Source organism: Spongiactinospora gelatinilytica, from assembly GCF_003236385.1.
GTDB classification, from domain to species: domain Bacteria; phylum Actinomycetota; class Actinomycetes; order Streptosporangiales; family Streptosporangiaceae; genus Spongiactinospora; species Spongiactinospora gelatinilytica.
This window is the reverse complement of the sequence record NZ_POUA01000579.1, coordinates 1-3,062: the sequence shown is the minus strand read 5'-3', so window position 1 is coordinate 3,062 and position 3,062 is coordinate 1. Positions and strand designations below refer to the sequence as shown.

General features: G+C 66.2%; 2 protein-coding genes. Both read left to right on the top strand.

Going from position 1 to position 3,062, the window contains the following annotated elements; genetic code table 11:
• Positions 1-2,416 precede the first annotated feature (2,416 nt).
• Positions 2,417-2,620 carry a hypothetical protein gene (locus C1I98_RS37190; RefSeq protein ID WP_111171954.1) on the top strand — a complete coding sequence of 68 codons (204 nt, stop codon included), beginning with the start codon at positions 2,417-2,419 and terminating at the stop codon, positions 2,618-2,620.
• A gap of 168 nt (positions 2,621-2,788) precedes the next feature.
• On the top strand, positions 2,789-3,013 hold the full coding sequence (locus C1I98_RS42250) for a hypothetical protein (RefSeq protein ID WP_158558363.1): 225 nt from the start codon (positions 2,789-2,791) through the stop codon (positions 3,011-3,013).
• The last annotated feature ends 49 nt before the right edge of the window (positions 3,014-3,062 follow it).

Here is a 3,062-nt window from a genome sequence, read left to right as displayed (position 1 = left end):
CACCTCGACGTCCCTCAACCCCCCTCCCACTGCCGCGCCTTTTCCCTCACCGCTGCCGCCAACGGCTCCTGGCCCGTCGCCGCGGTCAGCGTCGGTGTCATCGCTCCCCGGTCCGCCTCCTGCGCCGTCCGGGGTGGGGCCGGAGTCGGCCACGGCCACGGCCGTTGCCGATCCGCCTCCCACACCGTTGCCGACGGCTTCGGTGCCGGTTGCTGACCCGTTGTGGCAGTCGGCACCGGCTTCATCGGCCGCCGGTTCGGCCTCTATGCCGCTGGCGGCGGGTTCAGCCCTTGATTCGGCTGTAGCCGACCCGCTTCCCGTGCCGCTGCCGACAGGTACGGTGCCGGGAAGATTGGCTCCTGACTCGTTCTCGCAGCCGACATCGGTTCCATCGGCTGGTGGCTCGGCGGCGCCGCCGCCGGCGGCGGGTCCAGCTCCCAGTTCGATGCCTGGCCCGGCAGCTCCCCGCCCCGTGTCATCGCTGACGTCGGTCTCATCTGACGCCGGCTCGCCCCCTACGCCGCCGGCGACGGGGCCAGCGGCTTCTGGTTCACTGCCACCGCCTGGGTCGGATTCATCGGTCGTCAGCCCATTCCGCTCGTCACTGCCAGCGGATTCGGTCTCGGCGGCGGCCCTGTCTGACCCGTTGTCAGCTTCCGGGGCGGCTTCGCCGGCCGCCCATTCGGTACCTTCTCCAGTGCCGATGGGATCTGCCGCTGATGCGGCGCTGGTCCCAGGAAGCCTCGATCCGCTTTCAGCATCTGCGTCGGCGGCTGATCGGGCACCAGATCTGGCTGTCCCCGACCCGCTATCGGCTTCGGTGTCGTCGCTCGCCGACTCTTTGCGTTCCGCGATGCCGAGGGGATCGGCTGCCGGTTCGGCGTCGGCCCCAGGGGGCGATGATCTCCTTTCGGGGGCGGTGCCCGCAGGGTCGGTGGCTGATTCAGCGCCGGACGTAACTGTGGCGGGGTCGGCATCGGCTCCGGGATCGGGGGCGCCGTCTGATGGCCGCCCGGGACCGCCCTCAGTGTCGGTGGGATCGGCTGCTGGGCCGGCGTCGGCCCCGGCTGAAGCTGAACTGCTCTCAGCTTCGCCATCGCATCCTGAGAGCGCTGCCCCCGCGGCAGCGGATGCCGGATCGCAGCTCTCGTTGGACTCGATGCCGCAGGCCGATGGCTCGGCAGGATCGTTGATCTCGGCGGAGCCGGCCGTCGGGTCTGTCTCACGCTCTGGGGCGTCTAACCCGGTAGGCACTGCCAGGGCGGCGAGTGCGCGGTCGAAGACCAGTGCAACGGATCAGCCGGCCTCAGGTACGACACGGCCGCGCCGCCGTACGACCAAGGCCACGCGTGCCGCCTCAACCACTACGCCCGCAACCCGCAAGGCTACCGAGGAGGTAGCGGCTGCCTGACCATAGGGACGGCCGGTCCTCATCAGCCTCCGTGGCGATCTTCCCGACTGGGGACCGGCCTTCTCGACCTGGAACGGACCAACCCGTACAGAGCTGTTGATTTCCCTGCCCGGCTTCACCATATCTCATCAAGCGCCCGAAACAGCGCCACACCAATAAGGCGATCCGGGAAGGGAGGTGCTTAAGCGGACACGCGGTCAAGGAGGTGGCAATATCGTCTTCCCATCTCATTCTGCCCCTGCCTCCTGCTGCCGGTTCGTGATTCTCGATCAAGGTCGCCCTTCATGTCCGCATATGCGCACTGTGGTGTGTCTCCTCCTGGCTGGGGTGTGGCGATCTGCCCGTATGGGCGGTTTGTTCAGGGGTCAATGCCGGATATCACGGATCTATGGGACTAGTCGCACAGAAGGGAGGTGCGATCGAGATGCTGGTGTCCACGTGAGGCTTCCGCCTGCGGGTGTTCGGCGCGATGATCGCCCCTGATCGGGTGGTTAGGTGCAGTCCGAGGGTTTTGAGGGGGATGTTGAGGTCACCTCCGCCGAGAACGTCTATATTCGATGGAAATCATTTCGAATGGGCACTACTGGCTTTTGTGGCCCGTAGAGAAAAGTGTCACCTCTCCAGCGCCCTGTGATATCGCCTGCCACGGCTCGGTTTTTGATAACAGTGTATGAGGCTATGGAGCGCAGCTATGCTCGATCATCCGATCTATGTATGCACGCAGCATCAAGGCGGTACGAAAAAACGGCTGCGGATTAGCATTATGAGCGACGACATGCCGCCATTGAACCAGGCGAAGATCGGCCGCTTCCGTGCCTGCGCACCTTCGCGTGGCGCCCGGCTCTGCTCCGAAGCTTGGACGTCGGTGACGTTCCGATCCTGTCCCGCAGAGACGACTGGCGGCCAGGTGCGACCCGGGAGCAGTCCCGGATCGGTCGCGCCACCATGAGGTCAGATGGTGGCGGCTCAGCGGCGCGCCGTAGGCGTGGACAAGGAGGACTGAACGTGACCAGACAGGTGCTGGCCGACTGGGTGACCATCCTGCTAGGGATCGTGATCGTCTTTCTTGCGGTGATCACCGCGCTGGGGTTCAGGCGCAAGGAGGGCGGGACCGGTTGGCGCTTCACCTGGTGGGCATGGGTGACCGCGGTCGGGAACGTCGCCTTCGGCGTGCTTCTCGTCGCTGTCCGCTTCTGGGGAGGCGGATAGGCGGAGCGATCGGCCGTGACTCGGTCCGGCTCACGAAGGACATGCCGATCAGGCAAGGCCGCGCCCCACTCCGAAGGAGGACACACCGCCGGCCGTTGGCGAGGCTCATGCACCTGGCGTGCGCGCTGATGCGTGTTGGCCGGGCCGGCTACGGTAACCCAGACCGCTATGCAGGCGGTGCAGGTTGTACCTGCCCTCGATGAACTCGAAGATCGCACTACGGGCGGTCTCCGTCAGATCGAAGTCCTTGGCCACCTCGCTGATCGACCGATCCCCCGCCGGCACAACTCGACGATCTCCGCCCTGAACTCCGGTGTGAACGACCGCCGCCGGCGCGGCATCTTCTTCGCCGTGCTCTCCATCATGGACATCCTCCAGGGGACGAGCCCCTGATCTCGGATGTCCGTCAAACCGGATCAAGCCCACCGGGTCGGGTGGGGAG